Genomic DNA, 23,807 nt, shown 5'->3' with positions numbered 1-23,807 from the left:
ATCCTAATCTGAGGTCATGTCCCATGATCATGACCACGACAATGAGCTCGACCCGTTTGCGGCGCGCGTGCGCGCGCTGGAGACCATCCTCACCGAAAAAGGCCTGATCGATCCGGCCGCAATCGACGTCATCGTCGACACCTATGAGACCAAGATCGGGCCGCGCAACGGCGCCAGGGTGGTGGCGAAAGCCTGGAGCGATCCGGCCTTTGCCGAGTGGCTGAAGCGCGACGCGACGGGAGCGATCGCTTCGCTGAGCTATAGCGGCCGCCAGGGCGAGCACATGCAGGCGGTGTTCAACAGGGACGAGACGCACAACCTCGTCGTCTGCACGCTGTGCTCCTGCTATCCGTGGTCGGTGCTCGGGCTGCCGCCGGTCTGGTACAAGGCGCCGCCCTATCGCTCGCGGGCGGTTATCGATCCGCGCGGCGTGCTGGAGGAGTTCGGGCTGACCTTGCCGGCGGAGAAAAAGATCCGCGTCTGGGATTCCACCGCCGAACTGCGCTATCTCGTGGTGCCGATGCGGCCTGACGGTACCGAAGGCTGGAGCGAGGACCAACTCGCCGAACTGGTCAGCCGCGATGCCATGATCGGCACGGCGGTGGCCAAAGAACCCGGGACAAAGAAGGTACCGGCATGAACGGGCCGCAGGATCTCGGTGGGCAGATGGGTTTCGGGCCGGTCGCGCCCGAAAAGGACGAACCGTATTTTCATGCGGATTGGGAGAGGCGGGCGCTCGGCGTCACGCTGACTGCCGGCGCCATGGGCGCGTGGAACATCGACGAGAGCCGACACGCCAGGGAATCGCTGCATCCGGCCGTGTATTATTCGTCGAGCTACTACCAGATCTGGATCAAAGCGCTCGAGGTGCTGCTGAAGCGCCATGGCTTCGTCAGCGAGCGCGATCTGACGGAGGGTCGGGCGGTCGATCCGGCGGCGACGCCCAAAAGGGTGTTGAAGGCCGAAAACGTGCCGGCGGTACTGGCCAAGGGAGGACCTTGCGACCGGCCGGTCGAGACGGCGCCGCGCTTCAAGGCCGGCGACCCGGTGCAGACAAGGAATTTCAATCCCACCGCCCACACGAGGCTGCCGCGTTATGCGCGCGGCAAGCACGGAGTTATCGAGGCCGTGCGTGACGGTTTTGTGTTCCCCGACAGCAACGCGCATGGCAACGGTGAAAACCCGCAATGGGTCTATACCGTGGTCTTCGATGGCTCGGAAATCTGGGGCGAGGGCGCCGACCCGACGCTGACCGTCTCCATCGACGCCTGGGAGAGCTATCTTGAGCCGGCCTGAAGGTGCACTGCCGGCGGGTCTGGACGAACCGGTATTCGCCGAACCCTGGCAGGCCGAAGCCTTCGCCATGACGGTGGCGCTGCATGACAAGGGCCTGTTTTCGTGGAGCGAATGGGCCGATGCGCTGTCGGCGCAAGTGAAGAAGCCGGGCGCCGCAAGCGATGGCCACGATTATTACGAGCATTGGCTGGCGGCGCTGGAAACGCTGCTGGCGGCCAAGGGCGTCGCCGGCAAAAACGATGTCGACACGCTCGCCGCCGCCTGGGAACGCGCCGCGCATGCAACTCCGCACGGCAAGCCGATTTTGTTGGAGAACGATCCCGGGCCGACCAGAGGTAGCGGCGGCGGCGCGAACATATAGTCCGCCTGTGGTTGGTGTTTGAAATCTGGCGGCCGATACAACTAATTTTCGACGACCATGCCTTCGTCGTCCCCATAGACAAACGCCTCAACGACGGCGAAGCGGCCACGGTTTTTGGAAATGGCGACGAAGTCGTTGTCACCCAAGTGGAGGATCACTTGCTCGTCGCTGATGGTAACACGTTCTATGGTTCTGGCATTTTCGTCACTCAGACAGGCCGTGACCTCGGTATATATCGCGAACCCTGCGTCATCCGACAAGGAGACAACGATGCCATAACCAGGTTCGCCGATTTCGATCTTCTTTATCGACTTTCCGATCAGCCTGTCTGCGAACGACCTCATCAATATCCTCGCTTATAGGTGTCTGCGCCGATCTGCATCTCGATCATGTCCGTGATAGTGGCATTGCCCGATCTAGGTTCAAATGCCTGAATTCAAATCGTTCGTTATCCGCTTGCATGTTCACTTTACGTTCGCATTTGCGCCTGCTAGTTTGTCCCGTTGAAGGTGAGGCAATCCCATCGTTTTAAACGGTGGTTGGCACCAAGCTTGTCTTTCTCTCGCGAATCCGGTCTGTCGAATCGATGGAATTCTCTCCCCAACAGGATGAGGCGTTGAAGGCGGTGGCGCGCTGGCTAAAAGAGGGCCGGCCGCAGGTCTTCCGGCTGTTCGGCTATGCCGGCACCGGCAAGACCACGCTGGCGCGCTATTTTGCCGAGCATGTCGACGGGCAGGTGCAGTTCGCCGCCTTCACCGGCAAGGCGGCGCAGGTGCTGCGTTCCAAGGGCGCGGTCAATGCCCGCACCATCCATTCGTTGATCTACCGGCCGAAGGGCGAGGAATCGGTGTCGGACGAGGTGACCGGCAAGACCTCGATGTCGCCGACCTTCTCGCTCAATCGCCAAAGCCCTATTTCACGGGCGAAGCTGGTGGTCATCGACGAATGCTCGATGGTCGACGAGCAGCTTGGCCGCGACCTTCTGAGTTTTGGCACGCCGATCCTGGTGCTTGGCGATCCGGCGCAGCTGCCGCCGATCTCGGGCGGCGGCTTTTTCACCGAGCATGAGCCGGATGTGCTCTTGACCGAAATCCACCGCCAGGCGCGCGACAATCCGATCATCCAGCTGGCGCTCGACGTGCGCGAGGGCCGCGAGTTCATGCGCGGCGACTACGGCAGCGCGCAGGTCATCGGCAAGGAGGACGTCACCCAGGAGCTGGTGCTGAAGGCGGACCAGGTGTTGGTCGGCACCAACCGCACACGCCGCCGCTACAATCAGCGCCTGCGCGAGCTGAAGGGTTTCAATGCCGATTATCCGCAGGCCGGCGACAAGCTGGTCTGCCTGCGCAACGACCCCGCCAAGGGCCTGCTCAACGGTTCGCTGTGGAAGGTGATGACCTCGTCGCGCGAGACGGTGAAGCCGGGCATCAACCTTCTGGTCTCGCCCGAGGAGGACGATCCCGACCGCGGCGTCGCCAAGATCAAGCTGCTCAAGTCGGCTTTCGAGGATCCGGACGCCGATATCCCCTGGCAGCAGAAGAAGCGCTTTGACGATTTCGACTATGGCTACGCGCTGACCGTGCACAAGGCGCAGGGTTCGCAGTGGAACGATGTCGTGCTGTTCGACGAGAGCTGGGCGTTCAAGGAAACCCGCCAGCGCTGGCTCTATACTGCCATAACGCGGGCGGCAGAGCGGCTAACGATTGTTAGATAGCTGGCGTTAGATAGCCGGCGTCAGGTAGCAGCCGGCGCAGCAGGGCTGAGTGGCGTCGCACCCAGCCATTGCCAGGCATCCGCTTCATCCTCGGCCGCGAAGTGCCTGAACTCGATGGGTGGCGAAGCCGGAAGGAAGTTCCGCGCATCCGCTGTCCAGTCGGGCTCACCGATCGTCGCGCACCGGGCGATATGCTCTAGCGCATGAACCGTACCTTGTTTCAGCGTCTCGTCGTCCATATCGATCCAGTCGACGCCCTCATGGTCGACCAGCCGCACCAAGACGTCGATCCTCGGGTGCAGCGCGTAGGCAGCCTCCAGCAATCCGAACAGATTTTCGCCGTCGGCGGCCGATACATGGCCGACGACGTCGATGGCGAAAAGGTCCTCACGGTCGGTTTCGAGGCGGCGGATCGCGGGCACGGATTGGAGAAAATTCATTGGCTGGGTTCCCCCTTGCGAGCAGATGTCATCACTGGAACACCCGAAAGCCCCTGTCTGTTCCCATCAAAGGCAGTATAGATGCGCTGCACAAACAGCCGGACCTCACGCCATGCCCGCGAAACTCTCGGTCAATCTCAACGCCATCGCCATGCTGCGCAACCGCCGCAACCTGCCGTGGCCCAGCGTCACCGGGCTCGGCCGCCTGGCGTTGGCGGCCGGCGCGCACGGGCTGACGGTTCATCCGCGGCCCGACGAGCGCCACACCAGGCATTCCGACCTGCCCGAGATCCGGGCGCTTATCGACGACGAGTTTCCCAAGGCGGAATTCAACATCGAGGGCTACCCGACCGAGGATTTTCTGGCGCTTGTGGAAAGGCACCAGCCGGAGCAGGTGACGCTGGTGCCCGACGATCCGGCGCAGGCGACATCAGACCATGGCTGGAACTTTGCCGCCGAGGCGGCGTTCCTTAACCCGATCGTCAAGCGTCTGAAAAAAGGGGGCTTCCGCGTGTCGCTGTTTTCCGATCCGGATCCCACCGGCGTCAATGCCGCGCGCGACACCGGCGCCGACCGCATCGAGCTCTATACCGGGCCCTACGGCAGCTACCATTCCGATTCCGCCAAGGCGCGGAAGGAGCTGGAAAGATTGGGAAAAACCGCGGATGCCGCACTCGCCGCCGGGCTCCAGGTCAATGCCGGGCACGATCTGGTGGTGAACAACCTTCCGGCATTGGCAAAGCGCATTCCGGCATTGGCCGAAGTGTCTATCGGACACGGGTTGACAGCCGATGCGTTGGAGTATGGCATGGCCGGCACGGTGGGGCGGTTTCTGAAGGCTTGCGGTTGGTAGCGGTGGAAGGCTCGTGTCGAAGGTGATATCGCATGACAGCAAGCAAGGCGCACCGCGCGGTGATCGGGGAGTAGTCGATGGCTCTTTCCAGCATCGGTAGCGAGGCTGAACCCGTCGAACAACCGACCCACTCCCACACTGAACAGCACAGCACCAAAGTTCTGATGCTGGGCGCGCTTGGCGTCGTCTATGGCGATATCGGCACCAGCCCGATCTATGCCTTCCGCGAGGCGCTTCACGCTTCGCCTGGTACCGACACGCGTATAGATGTCCTGGGCGTGCTGTCGCTGATCGTCTGGGCGCTGACGATTATCGTCACCATAAAATACGTCGCTTTCGTGCTTCGCGCCGACAACAAGGGCGAGGGCGGCACGCTGTCCCTGATGGCGCTGGCGCGCAGCGCCTATCCAAAAGGCGCCAAGCTTATCCTCGGCATCGGACTTTGCGGGGCGTCGCTTTTTTTCGGAGACGCTATCATAACTCCGGCCATTTCCGTGCTGTCGGCAGTTGAGGGCCTGGAAGTGGTGACACCGACGCTGGAGGCCTATGTCGTTCCGATCACCTTGGTCATCCTGGCATTTCTGTTCTCCGTGCAGCGCTTCGGCACGGGGAAGGTGGCGGCAGTATTCGGGCCGGTGACGGCGCTATGGTTCCTGGCCATCGGCGTTTCCGGGCTCTACCACCTGATGGATGATCCTTCGGTGCTGTTGGCGATCAACCCGTATTATGCGATCGCCTACTTAGCCGGCACGCCGACCGCCGCTTTCGTGACCGTTGGTGCAGTGTTCCTGGCGGTAACGGGGGCCGAGGCGCTTTATGTCGACCTTGGACATTTCGGGCGCAAGCCGATCGTGCTCGCGTGGTTTTCCGTGGTGTTTCCTTGCCTGCTGCTCAACTACTTCGGCCAGGGCGCCTTTGTATTGGCGAATGGCGGCAGGCCGACCAATCCATTCTTCGAGATGTTGCCGGATTGGGCGCTGATGCCAATGGTCGGCTTGGCAACGGCCGCCACCGTGATCGCCAGTCAGGCGGTGATCTCGGGTGCTTTTTCGCTGGCACGTCAGGCAGTGCAACTCAATCTGCTGCCCCGCATCGAGGTGCAGCACACGTCCGAAATGCAGAGCGGCCAGATTTATATGCCGCGCGTCAACCTGCTCATCGCCCTGGGAGTGATGCTGCTGGTTGTCGGCTTCGGCAGCTCGAGTTCGCTGGCTTCCGCTTACGGAATTTCGGTGACCGGCGAGATGCTGATGACAACCATTCTGCTGTTCGTTGTCATGCGCAATTTGTGGAAATGGCAGCTTGGGCTCGCCCTGGCATTGGCGCTGCTGTTCGGCACCATCGACATGGGTTTCTTCCTGGCGAATGTCGTCAAGATCGTGGAAGGCGGATGGGTGTCAATATCCGTTGCCTGCCTCATGGGGCTGATCATGACCACCTGGATACGCGGCAGCCGCTATCTGTTCGACAAGACCCGGCGCAACGAAATCCCGCTCGATTTCCTCGCCGGCAATCTGTTGAAGAAGAAGCCGCAGCTGGTATCCGGCACCGCCGTGTTCCTGACCAGCGATCCGCAAAGCGCGCCGACAGCGCTGATGCACAGCCTGAAGCACTACAAGGTGCTGCACGAGCAGAACGTCATTCTGTCGGTGGTCACCGCACCGCAGCCGCTGGTGCCCGACAGCGAACGGGTCAAGATGGAGACAGTCAACGAGTTGTTCATGCGGGTGACGCTGACCTTCGGCTATATGGAGCAGCCCAACATTCCGCGCGCGCTGGCGATCTGCCGCAAGCAGGGCTGGAAGTTCGACATCATGACGACGTCGTTCTTCCTGTCGCGGCGCTCGCTCAAGGCATCGCCCAATTCCGGCATGCCGGTGTGGCAGGACAAGCTGTTCATCGGGCTCGCCCGCTCGGCGGCCGATGCGACGGAGTATTTCCAGATCCCGACCGGACGTGTGGTCGAGATCGGCACGCAGGTGGCGATCTGAGGTTTCCGGCAGCCTTTGACGCCACGCACCGGTCATTGCGGGGCAAGCCCTGCGCTGGGAACATGGTAGCCCTACCGTCACGGCACTTGATATTGCATCGCAGCAAGCGTAGAGCACCGCGCGCTTATCGGAGTGTCGTCCATGGCCCTTACCAATGCTGGTATTGAGGCAGAACCCGTCGAACAATCGAGCCATCCCGAAATCGAACAGCACAGCACCAAAGTTCTGATGCTGGGCGCGCTCGGTGTGGTCTATGGCGACATCGGCACCAGCCCGATCTACGCCTTCCGGGAAGCGCTTGTTGCGTCCTCCGGCGGCGAAATCGCCGAGCGCGGCGATATTCTGGGCGTGCTGTCCCTCATCATCTGGTCGTTGACGATTATCGTCACCATCAAATACATCATGTTTGTGCTCAGAGCCGACAACCGAGGCGAGGGCGGCGTGCTGTCGCTGATGGCACTGGCGCGCGGCAGTTTCCCGACCCGCTCGGCGATCATCCTGGCCATCGGTATTGTCGGCGCGTCATTGTTCTTCGGTGACGCCGTCATCACGCCGGCAATCTCGGTGCTTTCGGCGGTTGAAGGCATGAATGTCGTTACCCCGACCTTCCAGCCCTACGTCGTGCCGCTGACGCTGGTCATCCTTGCGATCCTGTTTTCGGTGCAGCGCTTCGGGACCGGCGGTGTGGCGCTGATCTTCGGGCCGATCACGGCGGTCTGGTTCCTGGCTATCGGTCTTTCGGGCTTGAACCACATCATCGCCGATCCCGAAATCCTGTGGGCGGTCAGCCCGCACTACATCGTCGCCTTCCTGATCAATTCGCCCGATGTCGCCTTCGTCACCATCGGCGCCATCTTCCTCGCCGTCACCGGCGCCGAAGCGCTTTATGCCGATCTCGGCCATTTCGGCCGCAAGCCCATCGTGCTCGCCTGGCTGGCCATCGTGTTTCCCTGCCTGCTGCTAAACTATGCCGGGCAGGGCGCTTTCGTGCTGGCGAAGAACGGTCACGTCGGCCATCCATTCTTCGAGATGAACGAAGGCTGGACGCTGATCCCGATGGTGGTATTGGCAACCGCGGCGACGGTTATCGCCAGCCAGGCGGTCATCTCCGGCGCCTTCTCGCTGACCCGGCAGGCGGTGCAGCTCAATATGCTGCCGCGCCTCGAAATCCTGCACACGTCGGAACGGCAGTCGGGCCAGATCTACATGCCCCGCGTCAATGTTTTGCTGGCGTTGGCGGTGATGTTGCTGGTCGTCGGTTTCGGCGAATCGAGCAAGCTGGCCTCCGCCTATGGCATCTCGGTGACCGGCAACATGCTGGTGACGACGGTGCTGCTGTTCGTCGTCATGACGCGCATCTGGAAATGGCGGCTGTGGGTGGCGGTGGCGATGACGGCGGTGTTCGCGTTCATCGACATCGGCTTCTTTGCCTCCAACATCGTCAAGGTGTTCGAGGGCGGCTGGGCGTCGCTTGCGGTGGCCTTCACCATCGTTCTGGCGATGTGGACCTGGGTGCGCGGCAGCCGCTATCTGTTCGACAAGACCCGGCGCAACGAAATCCCGCTCGATTTCCTCGCCGGCAATCTGTTGAAGAAGAAGCCGCAGCTGGTGTCCGGCACCGCCGTGTTCCTGACCAGCGATCCGCAAAGCGCGCCGACAGCGCTGATGCACAGCCTGAAGCACTACAAGGTGCTGCACGAGCAGAACGTCATTCTGTCGGTGGTCACCGCACCGCAGCCGCTGGTGCCCGACAGCGAGCGGGTCAAGATGGAGACAGTCAACGAGTTGTTCATGCGGGTGACGCTGACCTTCGGCTATATGGAGCAGCCCAACATTCCGCGCGCGCTGGCGATCTGCCGCAAGCAGGGCTGGAAGTTCGACATCATGACGACGTCGTTCTTCCTGTCGCGGCGCTCGCTCAAGGCATCGCCCAATTCCGGCATGCCGGTGTGGCAGGACAAGCTGTTCATCGGGCTCGCCCGCTCGGCGGCCGATGCGACGGAGTATTTCCAGATCCCGACCGGACGTGTGGTCGAGATCGGCACGCAGGTGGCGATCTGAGGGTCTCGAACGGATAAATCGTCGAGGAGGCTAATATGAGCGGCGAATTGGTGCTGGTCACCGGCGGGTCCGGCTTCCTCGGCGCTCACTGCATCCTCGAACTGTTGAAGGCCGGCTACCGCGTCCGCACCTCCGTGCGATCGGCCAGGCGCGAAGCCGATGTGCTCGCCATGCTCAAGGCAGGTGGCACGGAGCCCGGTGACGCCCTTTCATTCGCCCATGCCGATCTGATGGCCGACGCAGGCTGGCCGGCGGCGGTGGCCGGCTGCGATTACGTGCTGCATGTCGCATCACCTTTTCCGCCCGGCGTGCCCACGCATGAGGATGACCTGATCCTTCCGGCACGCGAGGGCGCGTTGCGCGTGCTGCGGGCGGCGCGGGATACCGGGGTCAGGCGCGTCGTGCTCACCTCATCCTTCGCGGCCGTCGGCTATGGCAAGATGCGCGCGGATGGGCAGCCTTTCAACGAGGAAAACTGGACCGATCCGGCAGGCAAGGTCAGCGCCTATGTGAAGTCCAAGACGCTCGCCGAGCGCGCGGCCTGGGATTTCATCGCCGAGCAGGGCGGCGCGCTGGAACTTGCGGTCGTCAATCCCGTTGGCATCTTTGGACCGGTGCTCGGCGCGGACCATTCGACCTCGACCGAATTTGTCCAGCGCATGCTGAACGGCGCCGTGCCTGGGCTGCCGCGCCTGTCCTTCGGCGTCGTCGACGCGCGCGACGTGGCGGATCTGCATGTTCGCGCCATGACCCACCCCCCCGCCAAGGGCGAACGGTTCCTCGCTGTCGCCGGCGATTTCATGACGGTGCGCGAGATCGCGCAGACCCTGAAGACGCGGCTCGGGCCGGCGGCGTCGCGCGTCTCGACGCGGGAGTTTCCCGATTGGCTGGTGCGCATCATCGGGCTGTTCAATCCGGAAGCGGCACAGCTCGCAACGGAACTGGGCAAGATCAAGAACGCCACCAACGCCAAGGCGGTGCGCGTGCTCGGCTGGGCGCCACGCTCGCGCGAAGATGCTTTGATTGCCACGGGCGAAAGCCTGATCCGGCTGGGACTGGTCAAGCGACGTAAGTAATTGTGCGGGAGGCCGAATCGTAAGGGCTCGGCGTCCCGCAACGGCAGCTTTCAGCCGGCCAGTGCAGCCTTGTTCGTCTCCAGAAACTGCTTCAGCGGCACCGACTTTCGGCCGGAGAGTTTTTCGACCGCGTCGGTCACCATGCCGAGGTCACCTGCGCGGGCGGCAGCGTCGAACGACACCAGCACCTTTGCGAAGGGTTCAGGCAGGCCGGCCGACTTCATTCCCTCGGTCAGGGCTTCGTCGGAAAGCTGGATGACCTGGATCGGCTTGCTGGTGACTTCGGTGACCAACGCCGCCACTTCGGCAGCCGTATACGCACTGGGGCCGGTCAGCGTGTAAGTCGCGCTTTCGCTGCTGTCCGAGGCGAGCCCCGCTGCGATCGCCGCCGCGAAATCGTCGCGCGTGCCGTAGGAAATGGCGCCGTCGCCGGCGGAGGTGTACCACTGACCCGATGCCAGAACCTGCGGCAACGCCATGAACAGGTTCTCGTTATACCAGCCATTGCGGAAGATCGTGTAGGGGATGCCGCTCGCCTTGATCGCCTGTTCGGTGTCGTAGTGGTCGGGCGCGAAAACAACCGGCGAACCAGGCTCGGGGTTGGGCATCGAGGTGTACAGCAGGTGGCCGACGCCAGCCTGTTTGGCCGCCGTCACCGCCGCAAGCTGCTGCTCGCGCCGCTTCCCCTGTACCTCAAGTTCGTTGGTCGAGATGACGAGTGCCCGGTCGGCTCCCGCGAAGGCCTCGGCAAGCGATTGCGGGTCGTTGAAGTCAGCGGCTCTGACGACGACGCCGCGCGCCGCCAGATCGGCAAGGTTGGCGGGTGTACGGGTGGTGGCGATGATGCGGTTTGCGGGGACCTTTAATGTGTCCAGCAGGTGGTTGATGACGCCGCGGCCAAGCTGGCCGGAAGCGCCGGTGACGAGAAGGGTTGCGGTCATGGGGGATCCTGAAATTGCGCCGGGTGGCGGGTGCTTCTGACAGTCTCAAAAAGAGACCAGCACTAAAATAAGAATTGACCGGCCACCGTAAAGAAGGCAGTTTTTAGGGAGGTAGGCACCGCCAGGGAACCAGCAGCCATGGACGGCAAGGTCGTCAATCTGAGAACCAAGCTCAATATATTCAAAGCCACCAGCGATGGCGCAAACATTGCCGATTGCCCGGTTCGCGACGTGATGCAGGGTGTGAACGGCAAATGGAGTTCGCTGCTGATGGCGGCGCTCGCCGAGCAGCCCTATCGTTTCGGCGAGTTGCGGCGCCTGGTGCCCGACATCTCGCAGCGCATGCTGACCCAGACGCTCCACGATCTGCAGCGCGACGGCTTTGTTCATCGCGAAGTGTTCCCGACCAAGCCGCCAAGCGTCGAATACAGCCTGACCGATCTCGGCCGTTCGATGTTCGGCGCCTTGCATCAACTGATCCTGTGGGCCGAACTCAACCATGGTGCGGTGCGCAAGGCGCGCGCTGCCTTCGACGCCGGTGGCTGATATTTTGGTCCATGCAGCAATGGCTTGATTTGACAATGGCGCTGAAGGATTGTCCCGCCAGTGGTTGGGCGGGCAATGGAAAAATCTCTAGACATCGCGATTGCGGGCGCCGGCCCGGCGGGGCTCGCCACCGCGCTCTTTCTCAAGCGTGCGGGCCATAACGTCACCATCTTCGAACGTTTCGAGGAGCCCAAGCCCGTCGGCTCCGGACTGATCCTGCAGCCGACCGGGCTGAGCGTGGTTGCCGATCTCGGCCTGCTCGACGACATTCTGGCGCTCGGCAGCCGCATCGAGCGTCTGCATGGCGCCGATGCCTCGACCGGCCGCACCGTGCTCGCCGTGCGCTACGACGCGCAGCCTGGCGGCCGCTTCGGGCTGGCGGTGCACCGGGCGGCGCTGTTCAACGTGTTGTTCCGCGCCGTGCAGCGCCAAGGCATCGCCATCGAAACCGGTGTCGAGATCGAGGCGCTGGACGTCGGTGAGCGGGCAAGCCTGATCTTCGACAAGAGCCGAACGGTGGGGGGCCGCAGGGCAGGGCCGTTCGACCTCGTCGTCGACGCCAGCGGCTCGCGTTCGAAGCTGCGCCGGTGCCTCAACGATCCGGCCGAGCCGCGGCAGCTCACTTACGGCGCGTTCTGGGCCTCGCTCGGCTGGCGCCAAGGCTTCGACGAAAATGCGCTGCTGCAGCGCTACGACAAGGCCAGCGTGATGATCGGCGTCCTGCCGATCGGCCGACCGGAGCCGGGCGGGGAAAAGATGGCGGCGTTCTTCTGGAGCCTGAAGCCGGCGGATGCCGAAAACGTGCGCGCGGCAGGGCTCGACGCCTGGAAGGCGAGACTGGTCTCGCTGTGGCCACAGTGCGAGGCGTTCACCAGTCAGATCGACAGCTTCGACCAGCTGTTGCTGGCGCGCTACGGCCACCACACGATGAAGCTGCCGGCCGGCCGCAGGCTGGCCGTCATCGGCGATGCCGCGCATTCGACCAGCCCGCAGCTCGGGCAAGGCGCCAACATGGCGCTGCTCGACGCGGCAGCACTCAGCCATGCCTTGGCACAAACGGGCAACGTCGAGGCAGCGCTGGAAAGCTACGCCCGGGCGCGGCGATGGCATGTCCGAATCTTCCAGCTGCTGTCGCTGGCGCTGACGCCGTTCTACCAGTCGGACGGCACGATGCTGCCCTTCTTCCGCGACAGGCTGGTGGCAACCATCGCCAAAATCCCGCCAGTGCCAAGCGTGCTTGCCTCGATGGTGGCCGGCACGCTGATCGATCCGTTCAGGCGGATCGGGCTAGAGGAGGTGCACTGGCCAGATCATCCGGCGGGATCAGGGTCGAGAGAAACGAATTTCTCGCACGCAGGAATAGACGCAGCCGCTGCGGATAGTCCGGCGCCACGGCACCCTTGATCGAGGCGCGTTCGCTCAACGCCTTGCGCCAGGCCTGGACCCGCAGCTTCCCGTCCAGCAGGCCGAAATTGCCGATCCGGTCGAAGGCGTCGAGATAGCGGAAGACCGGGCCGTAGACGGCGTCGACGAGGCAAAAGCGCTGGCCGCTGAACCACGGTCCGGCCTGGTCGGCCAATTCGTTCTCGACACGATCGAACATGGCTGACAGCGCTGCGGATTCCGCCAGGAAGGCGGCCTCCGTCGATGCCGAGTAGAACCGGCCGATGGCGTTCAATGTCGCCGAGCCGAACTCGATCCAGGCGCGATGCCTGGCGCGGGCGTAGGCGTCGGCCGGATGCAGAGGATTGGCTTGCGTCTCCTCGAGGAATTCGAGAATGACGCCGGATTCGAAGATCACTGTCTCCTCGCCATTTGCGTGGACGATCAGCAGCGGCACCTTGCCCAGCGGCGAAATCGCCTTGAACCAGTCCGGCTTGTTGGCGAGGTCGATGGTGACGCGTTCGAACGGCACGCCCTTCTCAGTCAGCGAGATCGCGGCGCGCTGGACATAGGGGCACAGATGATGGCTGACCAGAATGAGCTTGCCAGTCATTTCATTCTTCTCAGGCATGTCACTCTCCCCAGACATAGTTCAACGCGCCGTCCTCGACGCGCGTCGACAGGAACATCAGTCGCGACGCTTTTAGCGCCGGACCTTCAAGCCGATCGCCGCTTTCCATATCGAAGGCGGCACCGTGCCATTGGCAGACCAGCTTGCCGTCCTTGCAGCCGAGCGGCCCGCCGAAATGCAGGCAGACATTGGCGGCGGCACGGACACGCTCGCCGCTGCGCCAGACATGGACCTCGCGGCCGAAGAACGGTGCGATCAGGCTGCCCGTCTGTGGGACGTCGGCGACTTTGCAAATTTCGTGTTTCATGGATCTTTCCCGGATCGATGCAGTTGCATGCATATAGATGCAAGTGCATTGACCGTCAAGCTTGATGCAATTGCATCTACCGCCTAGGATGGGTCATGATCAAAACAACCACGCCTTCGCCCGAAGCCGTCAAGGCCTGGGCCCGCCTGATGCGGGTTTCGCGCCAGCTCATCGAAAAGGCGGAAGAGGCTTTGAAGACTAGCGGCTTGCCGCCGCTCGACTGGTATGACGTGCTGCATGAACTCGCCGAGGCGGGTGAGGGCGGGCTGCGGCCATTCCAGCTGACCGAGCGCACACTGTTTGCGCAGTATAACATCTCGCGGCTTCTGGCGCGCCTCGAGGCAGACGGACTGGTCGAGAAGCTCAGGGCTGCCGATGACGGCCGCGGCCAGACCATCCGCATCTCGGCCAAGGGCCGTCAGACGCGGCGACGGATGTGGGCTGTCTATGGACGGTCGATTGCGGAATTGGTCGGCGCAAAACTCTCCGCCGAGGAGCTGAAGATACTGGCGAGCCTGCTTGGAGAGCTGCGCCATCCGCCCGCCGATGATTGATCCGTCAGAATCTCGTGGTTTGCTCGGCGGCTCTCACGTCGACGATTTTTCTACCTGACCCCTTGCGTCGAGCATAGGATTGCGCAATATGCCGAACCGTAACGTACGGTACGCCGTTTGAGGCGACCCGGCGACCTCATCGAATGGGCAGGAAATTGTTGCAGGCAAGGGCCGAGATCGATACCAGCGAAGTGCTGACAGAGCGGCAAAAGGCCGTCCTGGACGCGGCTTTGCGGCTGCTGGTCGAGGAGGGCGACAATCTGACCATGACGGCGGTGGCGCGCCGCGCCAGCTGCTCGAAGGAAACGCTCTACAAATGGTTCGGCGACCGCGACGGACTGCTGACGGCGACCGTGCAGTGGCAGGCATCGAAAGTGCGCGTGGTGCCGGTCGACGGTGAGCGGCTCGATCTTGCCTCGCTGACGGCAAGCCTGGAAGGCTTCGCCTCGGACTGGCTGAAGGTGATTTCGAGCGATACCTCGATCGCGCTGAACCGCGTCGCGGTCGGCCATGCCGGATCCGGAAAGGACGATCTCGGCGCCATCGTGCTGGAGAATGGCCGTTTCGCGCTGGCCAGACGGCTGAAGCCGGTGCTGCTTGCCGGCAAGCAGGCCGGGCTGCTCGACTTTACGGATGCCGAAATGGCGTTCCGGACCTTTTTCGGGCTGGTCGCCCGCGACGTGCAGATCCGTCTCCTGCTCGGCGACAGGCTGGAATTGACTGAAGCGGCGATCGGCGGCGATGCCGTCCGGGCAACGCAGCAGTTTCTCGCTCTTTATGGAGCAAAAACCGGGCCGCAAGGCCTCTAATCTCTACGGGAAGGAAGCAAAAGATGCGTGTCTATTACGATCGCGACGCCGATCTCAATCTGATCAAGGGCAAGAAGGTCGCCATCATCGGCTATGGCAGCCAAGGCCGGGCGCATGCGCTCAACCTCAAGGATTCGGGCGCCAAGGAAATCGCCATCGGCCTCAAGGCGGGATCGGCGACGGCCAAGAAGGTCGAGGCCGACGGGCTCAAGGTGATGAGCGTGGCGGACGCTGCCAAATGGGCCGATTTGATGATGATGGCGACGCCTGACGAATTGCAGGCCGACATCTACAAAAACGAAATCGCGCCAAACATACGTGACGGCGCCGCGATTGCCTTCGCGCACGGCCTCAACGTGCATTTCGGCCTCATCGAGCCGAAGTCGACCGTCGATGTCGTCATGATCGCGCCGAAAGGCCCCGGCCACACGGTGCGCGGCGAATACCAGAAGGGCGGCGGCGTGCCGTGCCTGGTCGCCGTCAACCAGGATGCTTCCGGCAACGCGCTCGATCTTGCTCTGTCCTACGCCTGCGGCGTCGGCGGCGGCCGTTCGGGCATCATCGAGACCAATTTCCGCGAGGAATGCGAGACCGATCTGTTCGGCGAGCAGGTCGTGCTCTGCGGCGGCCTGGTCGAACTGATCCGCGCCGGTTTTGAGACGCTGGTGGAAGCCGGCTATGCGCCCGAAATGGCCTATTTCGAGTGCCTGCACGAGGTCAAGCTGATCGTCGACCTGATCTATGAAGGGGGCATCGCCAACATGAACTACTCGATCTCGAACACCGCCGAATGGGGTGAATATGTCTCAGGCCCGCGCATCATTACCGCCGAGACCAAGGCCGAGATGAAGCGCGTGCTGAAAGACATCCAGACCGGAAAATTCACCTCGGAGTGGATGCAGGAATACCGCGCCGGCATGTCGCGCTTCAAGGGCATCCGCCGCAACAATGACAGCCACCAGATCGAGGAAGTCGGCGCCAAGCTGCGCGCCATGATGCCCTGGATTTCCAAGAACAAGCTGGTCGACAAGGCCAAGAACTAACCCGCAGTCGTCAGGATTGGGAGCAAAGAGCCGGCGGAGCGATCCGCCGGCTCTTTCATGCCGGTTTATCGATCAGGACGCTCAGCCATAGTGCCAATGCGGCTTCGGCTCGGTGCCGGTGAACTCTACGCCGATGCGGTCGTCGCGGCGCCAGCGCACGATGGCCTTGTAGCCGATGCCGTCGACCGGCACATAGAGCAGGAACTCGTCCGGCACGCGCGCGTCAATAGACACTTTCAGCTCGGCGCCGCCGGCATGCATGTTGCGCACCGTGCACTTGACCTCGGAATTGGTGAGGCCGGTCAGAATCGTCGCGCCTTTCAGCACGCGCTGCCGGTGTTTGTTTCGCAATTCGTTGTCGGCCATGACGGCACGTCCTTCGCGACCGGATCGGCGCGATCGTCAGATGGGGCACGATATCACGGATAGGCTGAGCCGATAAACATATGGTTAGCGGTGACCGAGACCAGCCGTCTTTCCCAAATGAAAACGGCGCCGCGATGGGGCGGCGCCGTCGTGTATTGTCGTTTATAGTTCAGCTGTAGGGCGACCAGCATTGCTGGCGCGGGCCACCATAGGGCTGGAACGTGTTGTCCCAGGCCCGGTAGGACCGATAGCGGTCGTAGCACCACTGGACATGGGCGCTGGACAGACGCTGCGTGCGGTAATAGCGGCGGGGCGCCGGCTGCACGTAGTAGCCGTCATTGTAATAGCCGTTATTGTAGTAGCCGTTGTTGTAGATGCTGCCGAGGCCGAGACCCAGGCCGAGGCCGAGAACTGCTGCGGCGCCGGTGTCAAAATCACGGCCGCGATGGTGACGGTGATGGCGCCAGCGCCAGTTGTCGCCGCCGTTCCAGTTGCCGCCATTCCAGTTGCCGTTGTTCCAGTTGCCTGACCGGGCAAAGCGACGGCCGTCGTGGCGGCGCCACTGCCAATCGTTGAAGGAGCGGCGGTCATTGCCGCCAGCCCAGCTGTCGCGAACCGGTGTGATGTCAGACAATGCGGTGCTTGTCGGCACCGCCAGGTTTGGCTGCAGGATCGGGCCCGCGGCGGATGGCGCCGTGAGACCCGAAAAAAGACCGAGCGCTAACAGCCCGGATTTGACGGTGGACGAAAAGAGCGAGCTCATTGCACTCTCCAAGTGATACAGGCCCCACGCCCGGATACCCCAGGGAAGTGGCCTATTGATGGACCTTTGCGTCTGAACGGAGGATGAACGGAAAGGTTCCATCCGCCATGACGAGCAGCCCTTGTTTTCATGGGCGCTTGCAGGCAAAGGTCAGCCCATGTCGCTGCGCCTCGCCACTTTCAATGTCGAAAACCTGATGAACAGGTTCGATTTCTCGGGCTTCCGCAACCAGCTCAACGAAGACCGCACGCTGGCGCTTTTCGACATCCAGAGCGAAGCCGAATACCGGATGCTGGAGCAGGCGCGCGCCATCGCGCAGTCCGACGATACGCGCCAGTTGACCGCGCTCGCCATCGCCGCCACCCGCGCGGACATCATCTGCATGCAGGAGGTTGACAACATCGAGGCGCTGAAGGCGTTCGAGTATGGCTATCTCTTCAAGATGGTGGGCGAGGGTTACCGGCAGAAATACACCACCGCCGGCAATGATTCGCGCGGCATCGACGTTGCCGTGATGATGCGCAACGAGACAGCGCAAGGTCAGCCGATCGAATTCGTGCGCATGACCAGCCATGCCTATGTCACGTTCGAGCAGTTCGGATTGCACACGCCTGAACTCGAGGCGCTCGGCAACCTGGCCAATGAACACATCTTCCGGCGCGACTGCCTGGAGGTCGACATCAAGGTCGGCGGCGTGCCGCTGACGCTTTACCTCGTCCATTTCAAATCGATGGGCTCGCCGCGCAACGGGCTCGACGGGCGCGAGGCGACGATGCCGGTGCGCATCGCCGAGGCGCAAGCCGTGCGCCGCATCATCGAGGAGCGCTTCGGCAAGGAGCACGCAGCCGATAAAAACTGGGCGATCTGCGGCGACATGAACGACTACCGCCAGCGGGTGAAGATCGAGGGCGACGCCGTCGACGGCTACCGCTTCCAGGTGATCGACGAGAGCCAGTCCTGTATCGATGTGCTCACCGCCGGCGGCTTTTGCGAAAACGTCGTCGAACGCCGGCCGGAGATGGACCGCTGGAGTTTCTACCACACGCGCGGGCCGAAGGAGCGGCATCTGTGCCAGCTCGACTACATCCTGCTGTCGAAAGGGCTGGCGGCGAAGAATGCGACGGCGGTTCCCGACATCATCCGCAACGGCCAGCCCTGGCGCACCATCTTTCCGGCGGGACAGGCGGTGGAGCGCTTTCCGCGCGCCGGCTGGGACCGGCCGAAGGCGTCGGACCATTGTCCCGTCGCAATTACCCTGGACATGGCTTGAGCACGGTGAGCTTCGACCTGCCGCGCAACGTCATCCTGCCCGTCGACGAAATCGACGTCCGGCTCGACCCCGGCCCGCATCCGTTCGAGCGCGACAACGCGCAGGCGATCACTGACAACTGGCGGCGCGAGGTCACGGCCAATCCGGCGCTGTTCGACGGCACGGTGGTGCTGCTCTCGGCGCTCGCCTGGCGCGACAACCGGATCGTCGGGCGTTGTCACGCGGTGAAGTACTCGACCTTCCTGCTGTGGCGAAAGAACCGGCAGGGGACGGGCGCCGAGCATGCCTATGGTCACGCCATGCTGGTCGCCGGCGACAACGCCCTGGTGGCGATCCGCATGGGCGCGCACACGGTCCCGGCCGGCAGTGTCTACTTCGCTGCCGGCTCGTTCGAGCCGATCGATTTTCGCGATGGCCGCGTCGATGTCGATTTCAACATGATCCGTGAAGTGCGCGAGGAGACCGGGCTTGACCTGACAGGCGCTGCGCGCGGCAAGCGCTACCATGCGCTGTCGACTTCGACCGGCACGGTCCTCTTCCGCCGCTACCACGTCGATGCGCCGGCCGACGAGATTGCGCGGCGCATCGGCGCCTTCGTCGCGACCGAGACCGAGCCGGAGATCGAGGGGCCGGTGATCATCCGCCACGCCGCCGACCTGCCGGAAGGGCTGGCACCGCATATGAAGCCGCTGGTCGAGTGGCATTTTGGCGGTGGCGGGGGCTAACGGCGCGGATTGTTCTGCGCCGCCTTGCGGTCGTTGCGGGCGGCGACGAGGAACAGGATAACGCCGATGCCCAGCAATCCACCCATGACCATGCCCATCGTCTGGCCGACGACTGCCTGAAAATCGGCGGTGACACGATCGGGATTGGCCATGCCGTAGCGGGCGAGATACCACCAAAGTCCCGCAAGGGCGCCTTCGATGATCACCATCGTCAGAATCAGCCGCGCCTTCTTGCTCATTGCCACTCCTTGACCAGATGCTTTGCTCTAAAATTAGCATCGCAGACCGGACGACAACAAGTATTGCCGATGTCGACAAGCACCCATCCTTGTGGATAGCGGTTGGTTGCGGTGGAGCTGATCTGGCGCTTATTCGTGGCGCAGCGCGTCGATCGGGTCGAGCCTGGCGCCGCGCAGCGCCGGGAAGAAGCCGAACACCATGCCGATCAGCGCCGAAAAACCGACGGCGAGCAGGATGACCGCCGGGCTCGGCGCAAACGGTATGGCCAGCGTTGCCGAGGCGAGGCCGGCCAGCGCCAGGCCGATCAGGATGCCGATAATGCCGCCGAGCAGCGACAGCACCGTCGCCTCGACCAGGAACTGGATGAGGATGTGCTTTTCATGCGCGCCGATGGCGAGCCTGATGCCGATCTCGCGGGTGCGCTCAGTGACCGAGACCAGCATGATGTTCATGATCCCGATGCCGCCGACCAGCAGGCTGACGCCCGCGACGGCGCCCAGCATGCCGGTCATGGTGGTGGTGGCGCTGGCCATGGCGTCGGCGATCTGGGTCATGTCGCGGATCGAGAAATCGTCTTCGCGGTCCGGCGTGATGCGGCGGGTGTCGCGCAAAATGTCCTCGACTCGCGGCTGCAATTCGGTGGTCGGGGTGCGGTCGTCGGCGGCGACGTAGATGTTGTCGATGTCGCGGTTGCCGGCGATGCGGCGCTGATAGGCGGCAAGCGGCATCAAGACGACATTGTCCTGGTCCTGGCCGAAGCCGGTATAGCCCTTGGGTTCGAGCAGGCCGATGATCTTGCACGAGGTGCGGTTGACGCGGATGATCTCGCCCTCGGGTTCGCCGGCGCCGAAGAATTGCTGGCGCACCGTTTCGCCGATCAGGCACACGCCGGTGCCGGAGCGTGTTTCCGAATCCGAGAACGGGCGGCCCGACACCAGCTTCCAGTCGCGGGCGTCGAGATAGGCGCTGTCGGTGCCGGTGACGCCCGAGGTCAGGCTCTCGGTGCCGAAGATGACGCGGACTTGTTTCTGCGACGCCGGCGCAATGGCGCGCGCTCCGGTCAGGTGGGCTACGAGGGCGGCTACATCCTTGTCGGCCAGAGGCCGTACCGCCTGGTCGAGCCCGCCTGGTCCGCCGGTGCCTGCCGGGCGGCCGGAACGGACGACGAGCAGGTTCGAGCCGAGCTTGGCGATGTCCGACTTGACCTTGGCCGTGGTGCCCGAACCGATGGTCAGCATGGCAATGACGGCGGCGACACCGATGACGATGCCGAGCAGCGTCAGGAACGAGCGCAGCACATTGCGGCGGATGGAGCGCAGAGAGAGGCGGACGGTTTCCCAGATCATGACGCCAACTCCGACTTGGCCGTGTCGGACGCGACGTGGCCGTCGAGGAAGCGGATGGTGCGCTCGGCATAATCGGCGACATCGGCCTCGTGGGTGACCATGGCGATGGTCAAGCCGAGCTCCCGGTTCAGCCGCGTCAACAACTCCATGATCTCATGCGTGCGGGCGGTGTCGAGATTGCCGGTCGGCTCGTCGGCGACGAGCAGCGTCGGCCTGGTGACGATGGCGCGCGCGATCGCCACGCGCTGTTGCTGACCACCGGAGAGTTCGGCCGGCGTGTGATGTTCGCGCCCGACCAGGCCGACCTCCGCCAGCGCCTGCATGGCAAGATCGCGGCGCTCGCGGGCCGGCGCGCCGCGATAGATCAGCGGCAGCTCGACATTTTCCGCCGCCGTGGTGCGCGGCAACAGATTGTAACCCTGGAAGACGAAGCCGATATAGAGATTGCGCAGAAGCGCCCGGCGGTTGCGGTCGAGCCGCCCGGCGTCGATGCCCATGAAGGAGTAGGTTCCGGCCGTCGGCGTGTCGAGGCAACCGATGATGTTCATCGCGGTCGATTTGCCCGAACCGGACGGGCCCATGATGGCGACGAATTCGCCACGCTGGATGGCGAGGTCGACGCCGGCCAGCGCATGGACCTTGGCTTCGCCCTGGCCATAGCTCTTCCAGACCGTGTCGAAACCGATGAGGCCCGCGGCCATGGCGTCAGCTCCGCAGCTGCGAGGTCGTGATAACCTCTGCACCTTCATCCAGCCCGGAGGTGATCTCGGTCAGTTCGCCGTCGGTGGAGCCGATCTTGACGTTGACCGGGTGCGGCCGGCCGTTCTCCAGCACATAGAGCGTGCGTGAGCCGTCGGTGGGCGCCTTCACCGGCTGGCGGCGGTTGCCGCCACGGCTCATGCGGCCGGTGAACAGATCGCTGAGGCTCCACGCGCGCGCGGCCTGCTGCGCCGGGCGGTAGCGGAAAGCGGTGGACGGCACGGTGAGCACGCTCTTGGCCTGCCTGGTGACGACCGAAACCGTGGCGGTCATGCCGGGCCGCAGCAAAAGCTCGTTATTGTCGACTTCCAACCGTGCATTGTAGGTGACGACGCCGTCGGTGGTGACCGAGGCGTAGGAGATGTCGCGGATCTCGGCGTCGAACGGCCGCTCCGGAAAGGCATCGACGGTGAAGCGTGCATGCTGGCCTGGTTTGACCGCGCCGATATCGGCCTCGTCGACCGCCGCCACCAATTCCATGTTCCTCAAATCGGCGGCGATGATGAACAGAACCGGCGCCTGCAGCGAGGAGGCGACCGTCTGGCCGGGGTCGACGGAACGCGTCAAGACGATGCCGTCAATCGGCGCATAGATGGTGCTCTTGGCAAGGTCGGTCTGCTGCGCCTTGAGATCGGCCTGGGCGATGGCAAGATTGGCCTGCGCACTATCGAGCGCCGCCTTGGAGCGGTCGCGCGTGGCAGTCGCCGCCTCGAGCGACTGATCGGTCGCCATGCCACGCCTGGTCAGTTCGGCCGCGCGGGTGAGGGCGCTTTCGTTCTCCTTCAGGGTTACCGTGGCGTCCTCGACATTGGCGGCAGCGGCCTTGGCCGAGGCTTCGGCGCGTTCGATCTGGACCTCGAGTTTCACCGTGTCGAGCGTCGCCAGCACGTCGCCCTTCTTGACCTGCTGGTTCTCTTCGGCCGAGACCGAGCGGATGATACCGGACAGCTCGCTTGAAATGTCGACCTGGGTGAGGGGCTGCAGCGTGCCGGTCGCCGAAACCGCGACGGTGAGGTCGGCAATGGTAGCCGGCGTGGTGGTGTAGTCGATCTTGGCCGGGGAGCCGGCAAACCACTGGTAGCCAGCCAACCCGGCGGCAAGTGCGATCAGCGCCAGCAGCGCGTAAAGCCAGCCCCGGCGGCGCGTCTTGCGCACGCCGCTCTGATCAAGCCCGAGCGCCGCCTCGATGGCGGAATCCGATTCCGTCTTTGGCAGATTGACAAGCTGGTCCACGCCGGACCCCTATGAAAGCGTAATGTCCCTTGTTGTGCACAGATCAGGCTTGGTGGTTCGAATATCAAATTAAATTTCGGCCATGTTCGGATTGAGGCGGAAGGTTTTTCAAGATGCAGACCCGCAATTACTTGCTCTACGATGTGTTTACGACGGAGCGGCTGGCCGGCAATCCGCTGGCTGTCGTGCTCGACAGCCAAGGGCTGGATACAGCCGCCATGCAGGCTATTGCGCGTGAGTTCAACCTGTCCGAATCGGTCTTCGTGCTGCCAGCGGACAATCCAAAACATCGCAACCGCATCCGCATTTTCACGCCCGACTATGAGATGCCGTTTGCCGGACATCCGACAGTCGGCGCCGCGATCGCGCTGGCCGAACTGACAGGCGAGGGCGAAGCCGGCATCTTCGTGCTGGAGGAGAATATCGGCCCGGTGCGCTGCGCCGTCAGCCGGCACGATGGCGCCACCTTTGCCGAGTTCGACCTGGTGAAGCTGCCGGAGCCGCTGAAGCTCGATGCCGACCCGGAGGCGATCGGCGCCACCCTCGGGCTGGCGCCGCACGAGATCGGCTTCGAGAATCACCTGGTGTCGTTCTGGTCGGCAGGCGTGCCTTACGTCACCATTCCGGTCGCCAATCTGGAGGCTGCCGGCCGGATCAAGCTCGACAACCAGGCCTGGTCGGAACTGGCGCCGCGCAAGAGCGAATGGGCCTTCGCCAGCCCGTACGTCTATTGCCGCCAGACGGTGAACCATGACAGCGCCTTCCATGTCCGCATGATCGTGCCGGGTACTCCCTCCTATGAGGACCCGGCGACCGGGTCGGCGGCGGCGGCCTTTGCCGGCGCCATCATGCAGTTCGATGGCCCGACCGACGGCATTTCGCAGCTGTGGATCGAGCAGGGGCTGGAGATGGGCCGCCCTTCGCGCATCCGCCTCGAACTCACTGTCGAAGGCGGAAAACTGGCCTCGGCGCGCATCGGCGGCCATGCGGTAAAGGTGGCGGAAGGCAAGCTGTTCGTTTGAGTGGCCCGTGGCTGAGATCGTCGCTGTCGGCGATCCTTCACGCCCCCCTCTGTCCTGCCGGACATCTCCCCCACGAG

Annotated in this window: 26 protein-coding genes and 1 pseudogene; 16 read left to right on the top strand and 11 right to left on the bottom strand. The window is 63.4% G+C overall.

The annotated features are described in order from the left end of the window. Nucleotides 1-16 precede the first annotated feature (16 nt). Genes nthA through NKI46_RS11270 form a run of 3 tightly spaced genes read left to right on the top strand, consistent with a single transcriptional unit; the run spans nucleotide 17 to nucleotide 1,657 of the window. Entirely contained in the window at nucleotides 17-640 is a 624-nt protein-coding gene (nthA, locus tag NKI46_RS11280; protein ID WP_352746212.1) for a nitrile hydratase subunit alpha, read from the top strand. Continuing rightward, the gene (nthB, locus tag NKI46_RS11275) at nucleotides 637-1,296 is read left to right on the top strand and encodes a nitrile hydratase subunit beta (protein WP_023668358.1); all 660 of its coding nucleotides are present in this window, start codon (nucleotides 637-639) and stop codon (nucleotides 1,294-1,296) included. The genes nthA and nthB overlap by 4 nt, the downstream gene beginning before the upstream one ends. Next, nucleotides 1,283-1,657 carry a nitrile hydratase accessory protein gene (locus NKI46_RS11270; RefSeq protein WP_023735937.1) on the top strand — a complete coding sequence of 125 codons (375 nt, stop codon included), beginning with the start codon at nucleotides 1,283-1,285 and terminating at the stop codon, nucleotides 1,655-1,657. The genes nthB and NKI46_RS11270 overlap by 14 nt, the downstream gene beginning before the upstream one ends. A 41-nt stretch (nucleotides 1,658-1,698) precedes the next feature. Here NKI46_RS11270 and NKI46_RS11265 read toward each other — a convergent pair whose 3' ends face one another. Then, nucleotides 1,699-2,001, bottom strand: a complete 303-nt coding sequence (locus NKI46_RS11265) for a hypothetical protein (protein WP_023668360.1) — start codon at nucleotides 1,999-2,001, stop codon at nucleotides 1,699-1,701. 242 nt (nucleotides 2,002-2,243) lie between these two features. Here NKI46_RS11265 and NKI46_RS11260 point away from each other — a divergent pair, with 242 nt between their 5' ends. Next, nucleotides 2,244-3,371, top strand: coding sequence for an ATP-dependent DNA helicase (locus NKI46_RS11260; protein ID WP_023682070.1), 1,128 nt, complete (start codon nucleotides 2,244-2,246; stop codon nucleotides 3,369-3,371). 20 nt (nucleotides 3,372-3,391) lie between these two features. Here NKI46_RS11260 and NKI46_RS11255 read toward each other — a convergent pair whose 3' ends face one another. Further along, a complete protein-coding gene (locus NKI46_RS11255; RefSeq protein ID WP_352746209.1) occupies nucleotides 3,392-3,811 on the bottom strand; it encodes a SpoIIAA family protein in 420 nt (139 codons plus the stop codon). Between the two features lie 112 nt (nucleotides 3,812-3,923). Between NKI46_RS11255 and NKI46_RS11250 the strand changes: the two genes are divergently transcribed. The 4 genes from NKI46_RS11250 to NKI46_RS11235 all read left to right on the top strand — a co-directional run bounded on the left by NKI46_RS11250 (nucleotide 3,924) and on the right by NKI46_RS11235 (nucleotide 9,792). Then, nucleotides 3,924-4,664: a pyridoxine 5'-phosphate synthase gene (locus NKI46_RS11250; RefSeq protein ID WP_023668363.1), complete on the top strand. Its 741-nt coding sequence runs from the start codon at nucleotides 3,924-3,926 to the stop codon at nucleotides 4,662-4,664. Between the two features lie 77 nt (nucleotides 4,665-4,741). Beyond that, nucleotides 4,742-6,655, top strand: coding sequence for a potassium transporter Kup (locus tag NKI46_RS11245; protein WP_352746207.1), 1,914 nt, complete (start codon nucleotides 4,742-4,744; stop codon nucleotides 6,653-6,655). 141 nt (nucleotides 6,656-6,796) lie between these two features. Further along, nucleotides 6,797-8,716, top strand: coding sequence for a potassium transporter Kup (locus tag NKI46_RS11240; RefSeq protein ID WP_286442487.1), 1,920 nt, complete (start codon nucleotides 6,797-6,799; stop codon nucleotides 8,714-8,716). A gap of 35 nt (nucleotides 8,717-8,751) precedes the next feature. Continuing rightward, nucleotides 8,752-9,792 (top strand): SDR family oxidoreductase, encoded by a 1,041-nt coding sequence (locus tag NKI46_RS11235; protein WP_352626223.1) that lies wholly within the window; start codon nucleotides 8,752-8,754, stop codon nucleotides 9,790-9,792. A 50-nt stretch (nucleotides 9,793-9,842) separates the two neighbouring features. Here the strand turns inward: NKI46_RS11235 and NKI46_RS11230 are convergent, their stop codons facing one another. After that, the gene (locus tag NKI46_RS11230) at nucleotides 9,843-10,733 is read right to left on the bottom strand and encodes an SDR family oxidoreductase (RefSeq protein WP_023741658.1); all 891 of its coding nucleotides are present in this window, start codon (nucleotides 10,731-10,733) and stop codon (nucleotides 9,843-9,845) included. Between the two features lie 138 nt (nucleotides 10,734-10,871). Here NKI46_RS11230 and NKI46_RS11225 point away from each other — a divergent pair, with 138 nt between their 5' ends. Then, complete coding sequence (locus tag NKI46_RS11225) at nucleotides 10,872-11,279, top strand: winged helix-turn-helix transcriptional regulator (protein ID WP_023690335.1); 408 nt, start codon at nucleotides 10,872-10,874, stop codon at nucleotides 11,277-11,279. A 75-nt stretch (nucleotides 11,280-11,354) separates the two neighbouring features. Further along, nucleotides 11,355-12,590: pseudogene (locus tag NKI46_RS11220) on the top strand (FAD-dependent oxidoreductase); the annotation flags it as partial. Here the strand turns inward: NKI46_RS11220 and NKI46_RS11215 are convergent. After that, nucleotides 12,553-13,293 carry a glutathione S-transferase family protein gene (locus NKI46_RS11215; RefSeq protein WP_352626225.1) on the bottom strand — a complete coding sequence of 247 codons (741 nt, stop codon included), beginning with the start codon at nucleotides 13,291-13,293 and terminating at the stop codon, nucleotides 12,553-12,555. The pseudogene NKI46_RS11220 and the gene NKI46_RS11215 overlap by 38 nt on opposite strands. Before the next feature lies 1 nt (nucleotide 13,294). After that, a complete protein-coding gene (locus tag NKI46_RS11210; protein WP_352626226.1) occupies nucleotides 13,295-13,600 on the bottom strand; it encodes a Rieske (2Fe-2S) protein in 306 nt (101 codons plus the stop codon). A gap of 95 nt (nucleotides 13,601-13,695) precedes the next feature. On the opposite strand from NKI46_RS11210, the gene NKI46_RS11205 reads away from it, so the two are divergent. The 3 genes from NKI46_RS11205 to ilvC all read left to right on the top strand — a co-directional run bounded on the left by NKI46_RS11205 (nucleotide 13,696) and on the right by ilvC (nucleotide 16,006). Continuing rightward, nucleotides 13,696-14,154 (top strand): MarR family winged helix-turn-helix transcriptional regulator, encoded by a 459-nt coding sequence (locus NKI46_RS11205; RefSeq protein ID WP_352626227.1) that lies wholly within the window; start codon nucleotides 13,696-13,698, stop codon nucleotides 14,152-14,154. 143 nt (nucleotides 14,155-14,297) lie between these two features. Next, nucleotides 14,298-14,963, top strand: a complete 666-nt coding sequence (locus tag NKI46_RS11200; RefSeq protein ID WP_245264573.1) for a TetR/AcrR family transcriptional regulator — start codon at nucleotides 14,298-14,300, stop codon at nucleotides 14,961-14,963. A gap of 23 nt (nucleotides 14,964-14,986) precedes the next feature. Further along, a complete protein-coding gene (gene ilvC / locus NKI46_RS11195; protein ID WP_013531065.1) occupies nucleotides 14,987-16,006 on the top strand; it encodes a ketol-acid reductoisomerase in 1,020 nt (339 codons plus the stop codon). An 81-nt stretch (nucleotides 16,007-16,087) separates the two neighbouring features. Here the strand turns inward: ilvC and NKI46_RS11190 are convergent, their stop codons facing one another. Together NKI46_RS11190 and NKI46_RS11185 are read right to left on the bottom strand one after the other, a co-directional pair. Then, entirely contained in the window at nucleotides 16,088-16,372 is a 285-nt protein-coding gene (locus tag NKI46_RS11190; protein ID WP_023685169.1) for a PilZ domain-containing protein, read from the bottom strand. A gap of 169 nt (nucleotides 16,373-16,541) precedes the next feature. Further along, nucleotides 16,542-17,135 (bottom strand): BA14K family protein, encoded by a 594-nt coding sequence (locus NKI46_RS11185; protein ID WP_352460273.1) that lies wholly within the window; start codon nucleotides 17,133-17,135, stop codon nucleotides 16,542-16,544. A gap of 157 nt (nucleotides 17,136-17,292) precedes the next feature. Between NKI46_RS11185 and NKI46_RS11180 the strand changes: the two genes are divergently transcribed. Together NKI46_RS11180 and NKI46_RS11175 are read left to right on the top strand one after the other, a co-directional pair. Continuing rightward, entirely contained in the window at nucleotides 17,293-18,405 is a 1,113-nt protein-coding gene (locus NKI46_RS11180; RefSeq protein ID WP_352746202.1) for an endonuclease/exonuclease/phosphatase family protein, read from the top strand. Between the two features lie 5 nt (nucleotides 18,406-18,410). Next, nucleotides 18,411-19,130 carry an NUDIX hydrolase gene (locus NKI46_RS11175; RefSeq protein WP_023668380.1) on the top strand — a complete coding sequence of 240 codons (720 nt, stop codon included), beginning with the start codon at nucleotides 18,411-18,413 and terminating at the stop codon, nucleotides 19,128-19,130. Here NKI46_RS11175 and NKI46_RS11170 read toward each other — a convergent pair. The 4 genes from NKI46_RS11170 to NKI46_RS11155 form a co-directional block, all read right to left on the bottom strand. Beyond that, nucleotides 19,127-19,369, bottom strand: coding sequence for a hypothetical protein (locus NKI46_RS11170; protein ID WP_023690325.1), 243 nt, complete (start codon nucleotides 19,367-19,369; stop codon nucleotides 19,127-19,129). The two genes, NKI46_RS11175 and NKI46_RS11170, sit on opposite strands and share 4 nt — an antisense overlap. 129 nt (nucleotides 19,370-19,498) lie before the next feature. Next, nucleotides 19,499-20,716 carry an ABC transporter permease gene (locus tag NKI46_RS11165; RefSeq protein WP_023685173.1) on the bottom strand — a complete coding sequence of 406 codons (1,218 nt, stop codon included), beginning with the start codon at nucleotides 20,714-20,716 and terminating at the stop codon, nucleotides 19,499-19,501. Further along, on the bottom strand, nucleotides 20,713-21,417 hold the full coding sequence (locus tag NKI46_RS11160; RefSeq protein WP_023685174.1) for an ABC transporter ATP-binding protein: 705 nt from the start codon (nucleotides 21,415-21,417) through the stop codon (nucleotides 20,713-20,715). Before NKI46_RS11160 ends, NKI46_RS11165 begins: the two co-directional genes overlap by 4 nt. A 4-nt stretch (nucleotides 21,418-21,421) precedes the next feature. Then, on the bottom strand, nucleotides 21,422-22,708 hold the full coding sequence (locus tag NKI46_RS11155; RefSeq protein ID WP_023741650.1) for an efflux RND transporter periplasmic adaptor subunit: 1,287 nt from the start codon (nucleotides 22,706-22,708) through the stop codon (nucleotides 21,422-21,424). Nucleotides 22,709-22,821: 113 nt separating this feature from the next. Here NKI46_RS11155 and NKI46_RS11150 point away from each other — a divergent pair, with 113 nt between their 5' ends. Next, complete coding sequence (locus NKI46_RS11150; RefSeq protein ID WP_352746199.1) at nucleotides 22,822-23,730, top strand: PhzF family phenazine biosynthesis protein; 909 nt, start codon at nucleotides 22,822-22,824, stop codon at nucleotides 23,728-23,730. Nucleotides 23,731-23,807: the final 77 nt, after the last annotated feature.

It is taken from the genome of Mesorhizobium sp. M0615, assembly GCF_040320805.1.
Lineage (GTDB): Bacteria > Pseudomonadota > Alphaproteobacteria > Rhizobiales > Rhizobiaceae > Mesorhizobium.
This window is presented reverse-complemented; position numbering and strand designations above follow the sequence as displayed.

What these genes read in the sequence shown, in the direction of transcription:
- nthA (WP_352746212.1), top strand. Translation starts at nt 17, where the DNA reads ATGTCCCATGATCATGACCACGACAATGAGCTCGACCCGTTTGCGGCG.
- nthB (WP_023668358.1), top strand. Translation starts at nt 637, where the DNA reads ATGAACGGGCCGCAGGATCTCGGTGGGCAGATGGGTTTCGGGCCGGTC.
- NKI46_RS11265 (WP_023668360.1), bottom strand. Translation starts at nt 2,001, where the DNA reads ATGAGGTCGTTCGCAGACAGGCTGATCGGAAAGTCGATAAAGAAGATC.
- NKI46_RS11260 (WP_023682070.1), top strand. Translation starts at nt 2,244, where the DNA reads ATGGAATTCTCTCCCCAACAGGATGAGGCGTTGAAGGCGGTGGCGCGC.
- NKI46_RS11255 (WP_352746209.1), bottom strand. Translation starts at nt 3,811, where the DNA reads ATGAATTTTCTCCAATCCGTGCCCGCGATCCGCCGCCTCGAAACCGAC.
- NKI46_RS11250 (WP_023668363.1), top strand. Translation starts at nt 3,924, where the DNA reads ATGCCCGCGAAACTCTCGGTCAATCTCAACGCCATCGCCATGCTGCGC.
- NKI46_RS11245 (WP_352746207.1), top strand. Translation starts at nt 4,742, where the DNA reads ATGGCTCTTTCCAGCATCGGTAGCGAGGCTGAACCCGTCGAACAACCG.
- NKI46_RS11240 (WP_286442487.1), top strand. Translation starts at nt 6,797, where the DNA reads ATGGCCCTTACCAATGCTGGTATTGAGGCAGAACCCGTCGAACAATCG.
- NKI46_RS11235 (WP_352626223.1), top strand. Translation starts at nt 8,752, where the DNA reads ATGAGCGGCGAATTGGTGCTGGTCACCGGCGGGTCCGGCTTCCTCGGC.
- NKI46_RS11230 (WP_023741658.1), bottom strand. Translation starts at nt 10,733, where the DNA reads ATGACCGCAACCCTTCTCGTCACCGGCGCTTCCGGCCAGCTTGGCCGC.
- NKI46_RS11225 (WP_023690335.1), top strand. Translation starts at nt 10,872, where the DNA reads ATGGACGGCAAGGTCGTCAATCTGAGAACCAAGCTCAATATATTCAAA.
- NKI46_RS11215 (WP_352626225.1), bottom strand. Translation starts at nt 13,293, where the DNA reads ATGCCTGAGAAGAATGAAATGACTGGCAAGCTCATTCTGGTCAGCCAT.
- NKI46_RS11210 (WP_352626226.1), bottom strand. Translation starts at nt 13,600, where the DNA reads ATGAAACACGAAATTTGCAAAGTCGCCGACGTCCCACAGACGGGCAGC.
- NKI46_RS11205 (WP_352626227.1), top strand. Translation starts at nt 13,696, where the DNA reads ATGATCAAAACAACCACGCCTTCGCCCGAAGCCGTCAAGGCCTGGGCC.
- NKI46_RS11200 (WP_245264573.1), top strand. Translation starts at nt 14,298, where the DNA reads ATGGGCAGGAAATTGTTGCAGGCAAGGGCCGAGATCGATACCAGCGAA.
- ilvC (WP_013531065.1), top strand. Translation starts at nt 14,987, where the DNA reads ATGCGTGTCTATTACGATCGCGACGCCGATCTCAATCTGATCAAGGGC.
- NKI46_RS11190 (WP_023685169.1), bottom strand. Translation starts at nt 16,372, where the DNA reads ATGGCCGACAACGAATTGCGAAACAAACACCGGCAGCGCGTGCTGAAA.
- NKI46_RS11185 (WP_352460273.1), bottom strand. Translation starts at nt 17,135, where the DNA reads ATGAGCTCGCTCTTTTCGTCCACCGTCAAATCCGGGCTGTTAGCGCTC.
- NKI46_RS11180 (WP_352746202.1), top strand. Translation starts at nt 17,293, where the DNA reads ATGTCGCTGCGCCTCGCCACTTTCAATGTCGAAAACCTGATGAACAGG.
- NKI46_RS11170 (WP_023690325.1), bottom strand. Translation starts at nt 19,369, where the DNA reads ATGAGCAAGAAGGCGCGGCTGATTCTGACGATGGTGATCATCGAAGGC.
- NKI46_RS11165 (WP_023685173.1), bottom strand. Translation starts at nt 20,716, where the DNA reads ATGATCTGGGAAACCGTCCGCCTCTCTCTGCGCTCCATCCGCCGCAAT.
- NKI46_RS11160 (WP_023685174.1), bottom strand. Translation starts at nt 21,417, where the DNA reads ATGGCCGCGGGCCTCATCGGTTTCGACACGGTCTGGAAGAGCTATGGC.
- NKI46_RS11150 (WP_352746199.1), top strand. Translation starts at nt 22,822, where the DNA reads ATGCAGACCCGCAATTACTTGCTCTACGATGTGTTTACGACGGAGCGG.